This is a genomic window from Alistipes sp., assembly GCF_048465575.1.
Lineage (GTDB): Bacteria > Bacteroidota > Bacteroidia > Bacteroidales > Rikenellaceae > Alistipes.
In genome coordinates this window covers 1-5,416 of the sequence record NZ_DBFWLG010000041.1, presented here as the reverse complement: position 1 = coordinate 5,416, position 5,416 = coordinate 1, and the positions used below count along the sequence as shown (strand labels likewise).

Sequence of the window (5,416 nt, the reverse complement as noted above, 5' to 3'; positions counted from 1 at the left end):
ATCGGCCACAACGACGCGCCGTTCATCTACGAGAAGGTCGGCAACCGCTTCGAGCGCTTCATGATCGACGAGTTCCAGGACACCTCGGTCAAGGAGTGGGAGAATTTCCTGCCCCTGCTCCAAAACGCCATGGCGCAGACCGCGGCCACGTCGGTACTGCTGGTGGGCGACATCAAGCAGTCGATCTACCGCTGGCGGGGCGGCGACTGGAAGATCCTGCACCACGGGGCGCAGGCGGCGCTGGGAGCGGGCAATACGGTGGTCGAGAACCTCAAGGAGAACTACCGCAGCCTCTCCGTAGTGGTCGATTTCAACAACCGCCTGATCGGCCGCATCGTCGCCGCGGACAACCGGACGCTCAACCAGCTGATCTCGGAGGCGGCCGAACGGGGCGACATGGATGCCGCCACGGCCGACGCCCTGCACGATACGCTGGCCGACGCCTACCGCGAGCACGAACAGACGCCCCGGCGGCAGTGCGAACACGCGGGATACGCCTCGGTCGAAACCTTCGCCGAACGTCCCCCGGTCGTGGAGCGCATCTGCCAGCTGCTCGACCGCGGCTTCCGTCCCTCGGACATCATGATCCTCGTGCGCGGAGCCACCGACGGCGCGAAGGTAGCCGCCGAACTGCTCGATTTCAAGAGCCGCAACGAGGAGCCCCGCTACCGCTTCGACGTGATGACCCAGGAGGCGCTCATCGTGGGCAACGCCCCCGTCAGTTCGTTCGTGGCGGCGGCCCTGCGCCTGACGCTCAACCCCGACGACACGCTCAGCCGCGCCGTCTACAACCACTACCTCGCCCGGGAGTTCGACCACCCGCTGAGCCCCGCCGAGCGCGCGTTCTTCCGCTCGATCCGTCTGCTCTCGCCCGAGGAGGCGTTCGAGCGCATCGTCATGCAGCACGGATTGCAGCACGACCGTGCAGCCACGGCCTACCTTCAGGCCGTCCACGAGCAGATCATCGCCTTCTGCGCGAACCGCATCGCCGACATCTCGCTGTTCCTCCGCTGGTGGGACGAGACGGGCTGCAAGCGCTCGCTGAGCGTGCAACAGAGCGCCACGACGGTCGAGATCACCACCATCCACAAGGCCAAGGGGCTGGAGAAGCGGGCAGTGCTGGTCCCCTACTGCTCGTGGCAGCTCGACCCCAAATCGGGCGGCGGCGTGCAGCACATCGTCTGGGCCGAGGCCCGCGAGGGCGAAGCCGCCGAGGCGGGGCGCTTCCCCGTGCGGTACAAGCGGGCGATGGCCGAGTCGGTTTTCTCGTCGGAGTACTACCGCGAACTGGTTTATTCCCACGTGGACAACATCAATCTGCTCTATGTGGCGCTGACGCGCGCCGCCGAGTCGCTGCATCTGTTCATTCCGCAGAAGAGCGCCCGCAGCGTCGGGACGCTCGTGCTCGAAAGCCTCTCGGCCGACGGCGAGCGGGCCCTGCTGGGCGATACCGTCGGCCGCTACACCCGTTCGGAGGAGGACGAACGGTTCGAGTTCGGCGAGTTCACGGGTCCCGCGGCCGCTGCGGCGAAAGAGGGCGCGGCACGGTACGAGGTGCTGGAAAACTACACCACGGCCCGTGCGGACCTCCGGCTGCGGCTCCCCTCGCAACGCTATTTCGAGCAGGACGAGGTCGAACTCTCGCCCCGCAATCTGGGAATCCTTCTGCACAAGGCGTTCGAGAACGCCGCCACGGAGGAGGAGATCGGCCGGGCAGTCGATACGATGCTCGCCGACGGCATGCTCTCGGGAGCGGATGCCGAGGAGCTGCGCCGCATGATCGACCGGGCGCTGGCCCTCCCCGAGGTGCGCGAATGGTTCTCGGGCGACTGGGAGTGCGTGCGCAACGAGCACGAGATCATCATTCCCGGCAGCACATCGACCCGCCGTCCCGACCGCGTGATGCTGCGCGGCGAGCGGGCCGTGGTGGTCGACTACAAGTTCGGCGCGCGGGAACCGGGCCATTACGCCCGCCAAATCGGCGAGTACCTCGCCCTCTTGCGGCAGATGGGCTACACCCGGGCCGAGGGGTATGTCTGGTACGTGAAACTGGGTGAAATCGAAAAGGTGGAATAGATGAACGACACGCTCCGCATAGTGCCTGCCGCCTACCGCCGCCGCGGGCTCCGCGTCGCAGCGACGCTGCTCGTACGCGCGGCGCTCAACCTGGTCGGGCTGGCCATGCTGCTGCCCGTGCTGGCGCTGACGCTCGACCCCCGCAGCCTCGACGGCGACGGCCTGCTGGCCCGGGTGTACGATGCGCTCGGATTCGCCTCGCCGCGAGCATTCGCGCTGGCCGTCTGCGGGGCCGTGGTCGCGGTGATCGTCCTGAAATGTCTGGCAAACCTGTGGCTGGCCCGCATCGAACGCCGCTACATCTACGACCTCTACCGAACCCTCTCGCGGCGGCTCTTCACGGCCTACCACGACCGCGGACTGCCTTTTGTCAAGAGCGCCAACTCGGCCGTGCTGACACGCAACGTCAACGTGGTGTGCCTGGCTTTCGCGGCGGGCGTGCTCAAACCCGCCGCCGCCATCGCGTCGGAAGCGATGCTGCTCGTGCTGCTGTTCGGAGCATTGACCCTCTATGCACCCCTCGCGGCGGGGATGGCGCTCATGGTCTTCCTGCCCGCGACGTGGCTCTACTACCGCGTCGTGCGCAACCGCATCGACCGCTACGGGCAGGACGAAAACCGTGCCCAGCGCGAAAAGGCCCGCATCGTGGCCGAGACCTTCCGCGGCTATGCCGATCTGGAACTCAGCGGCGCCTTTGAGCTCATGCTCCGCCGCTTCGACCGCGCCATGGAGGAGGTGATCCGCACCCGCTCGCGCGAAGCCGGCATCGCCCAGCTGCCCCCGGTGCTCACCGAGATCGGCCTTGCGGCGGGTATCGCCCTCCTGGCGGCCCTCAGCTTCGGCGCCGGAGAGGGACGCACGCAGCTCCTTTTCGGTGTTTTCGCCGTGGCCGCCCTGCGCCTGATGCCCTCGGTGAGGAGCATCCTCGCGGCCTGGACCACCCTCCGCTACAACCGCTACACGATCGACATTCTCGGCGACGCCGCTGCGGACACCCTCGCGGCAGCTCCCGACGCTGCTACTACCGCGACGCTGCCGTTCGAACACCAGATCGCCGTCCGCGGGCTGACGTTCCGCTTTCCGGACGACGGGCACGTGCTGTTCCGCGACCTCGACCTCACCATCCGCAAGGGCGAGCGCCTGGGCATTCGCGGCCCCTCGGGTTCGGGCAAAACGACGCTTTTCAACCTGCTGACCGGATTGTACGAACCCACCTGCGGCACGATCCTCATCGACGGCACGCCCCTTACGCCTGCGAACCGCCGGGCCTGGCAGAACCGCCTGGGGTACGTCTCGCAGCACCTTTTCCTCACCGACGGCACGTTCGCCGAAAACGTTGCGCTGGGGGCTTCCCATGTCGACCGCAAGCGGATCGCCGAGGCGCTCGATGCGGCCCGGCTGGGCGATTTCATCGCTTCGCTGCCGCGGGGGATGGATACCCGTGTCGGGGAGTGCGGATGCCGCCTTTCGGGCGGACAGCGGCAGCGCATCGGAATCGCCCGGGCACTCTACCGCCGGGCCGACGTGTTGTTCTTCGACGAGGCCACCTCGGCGCTCGACAGCCAAACCGAGGAGGAGATCAACCGTGCGATCGGCCAGCTCGCACGCCGCAATCCGGGGCTGACGCTGCTCGTAATCGCCCACCGCGAGACGTCGCTCGCAGCGTGCGACCGGATCGTGACAATGGGAAAGGAATGAACGCGAAAACCTATACGATAGCGGGCCTCGGGCTTCGGCTCCACGCACCGCATTTCACTTTCGGGGGCCTGGCTCCGTTCGAGACCCGATCCCGATCCAACGATCCCGTCCCCGACATCGAGGTCTTTCCGTGTGCACGTGTCGCACCGGACAGCAGCCTCGGGATCATCGACACATTCGATTTTCCGGATGCCGGGGCCGAGTGCCGTCTCTGCGGCGACGGTGCGGAGTACCTCTTCACCCTCACCCCGCGCAACGGCTCCCCGTCCGTGCACTTGCTGCTGCCCGCCGACGGCCGGAGCGTCTCGACCGATTACAAGGCCGGAAGCGATCCCGCACTGTTCCGCTTCGGCCTCTGGATGGCGTGCAACATCCGCGCAGCCGCACGCAGCGTGCTGGCCGTCCACTCGTCGGTAGTCGTCCACCGGGGCTGCGCCGTACTCTTTCTCGGAGAGTCGGGAACGGGCAAAAGCACCCATACGCGGCTGTGGCTGGAGCACGTTCCGGACACACGGCTGCTCAACGACGACAGCCCTTTCGTCCGTGCCAGCGAGACGGGCGCCACGGTTTATGGTTCTCCGTGGAGCGGCAAGACGCCCTGCTACCGCAACGAGAGCTACCCCATCCGGGCATTCGTCCGGCTTTCGCAGGCACCGGCGAACCGTATCGAAAGGCTCCCGACACTGTGGGCTTATGCGGCCCTGCAACCCTCGTTTCCGCCCTCTTTCGCCCACGACGAACGGCTGTTCGACCTCACCAACGCCCTGATCTCATCCCTGCTGTCCTCGACCCCCGTCTATCACCTCGCGTGCTTGCCCGACGCCGATGCGGCGCGGCTGGCGGCCAAAGCCCTCTTCGGAGCATGAAACATCCGGATGATAAAAGGCAGTCCCGACCGGAACGGTTCGGGAGCGCAGGCAAGGCGGCCTCGGGGAACAGGCGGGCCGGATCGGTTGCGGGGGCAACAGGCACAGCAGATTCCGGCCGGCGATTCCTCGGGATACAACGGTCGAACGCCTCGGATTCAGTCCGACATCCACACGACACCCCGCGGCAGGCGGTCGTCGCCGCCAACCGAAGCGCCTTTGCGCTGGTCTGCGAGCTCCTGCGCGAGGGTCAAAGCGTCAGCGTGTGCGTCGAGGGCCAGAGCATGCTACCGTTTTTCCGAAGCGGCAGCGTCGTCCGCCTGCGCCCCCTTGCCGAGGGCGATCTGGTCGCGGGCCGCGTCGTCCTCGGGCAGACCGGGAGCGGACAATTCGTCATCCACCGTATTCTGCATCTTGCAGGCAGCCGGGTCGTCCTGCTGGGCGACGGCAATACGATCGGCACCGAGACCGTCCTCCGCGAACGCATCTACGGCATCGTCGACTGCGGCCCGTTGCACCTCGTCCTGGCGCGCGTGTGGACCTGGCTGCGCCCCGTGCGGAAATACCCGTTGTGGATTCTGCGCCGCTTCTGCCGATAAAAGCTGCCCCATCCGACAGGCGGGCAATCAGTTCGATCCCCGAGCGGTGTCGAGGGATCGCAGGCAAGGTGAAAGGTGAACTTTGCGGGTAAGCGAGCGCAGAGACCGCAAGCGGTCTCTGCCGAGCGTGAGCAAAGTCAAGCCGCCGCAGGCGGGTGAAAGGTGCAAGGTGAAAGG

General features: G+C 66.8%; 4 protein-coding genes. All 4 read left to right on the top strand.

All coding sequences use genetic code 11. The features are described from left to right. A partial coding sequence (locus ACMQ11_RS10920) for a UvrD-helicase domain-containing protein (protein WP_418992809.1) occupies window positions 1-2,076 on the top strand: 2,076 nt, incomplete at its 5' end. Beyond that, window positions 2,077-3,774 (top strand): ABC transporter ATP-binding protein, encoded by a 1,698-nt coding sequence (locus ACMQ11_RS10915; RefSeq protein ID WP_418992808.1) that lies wholly within the window; start codon window positions 2,077-2,079, stop codon window positions 3,772-3,774. Continuing rightward, window positions 3,771-4,640 carry a hypothetical protein gene (locus ACMQ11_RS10910; RefSeq protein ID WP_418992807.1) on the top strand — a complete coding sequence of 290 codons (870 nt, stop codon included), beginning with the start codon at window positions 3,771-3,773 and terminating at the stop codon, window positions 4,638-4,640. Before ACMQ11_RS10915 ends, ACMQ11_RS10910 begins: the two co-directional genes overlap by 4 nt. 284 nt (window positions 4,641-4,924) lie before the next feature. Beyond that, complete coding sequence (locus ACMQ11_RS10905) at window positions 4,925-5,239, top strand: hypothetical protein (RefSeq protein ID WP_418992806.1); 315 nt, start codon at window positions 4,925-4,927, stop codon at window positions 5,237-5,239. Window positions 5,240-5,416: the final 177 nt, after the last annotated feature.

Coding starts and splice junctions, on each gene's coding strand:
- ACMQ11_RS10915 (WP_418992808.1), top strand. CDS start 2,077: ATGAACGACACGCTCCGCATAGTGCCTGCCGCCTACCGCCGCCGCGGG.
- ACMQ11_RS10910 (WP_418992807.1), top strand. CDS start 3,771: ATGAACGCGAAAACCTATACGATAGCGGGCCTCGGGCTTCGGCTCCAC.
- ACMQ11_RS10905 (WP_418992806.1), top strand. CDS start 4,925: ATGCTACCGTTTTTCCGAAGCGGCAGCGTCGTCCGCCTGCGCCCCCTT.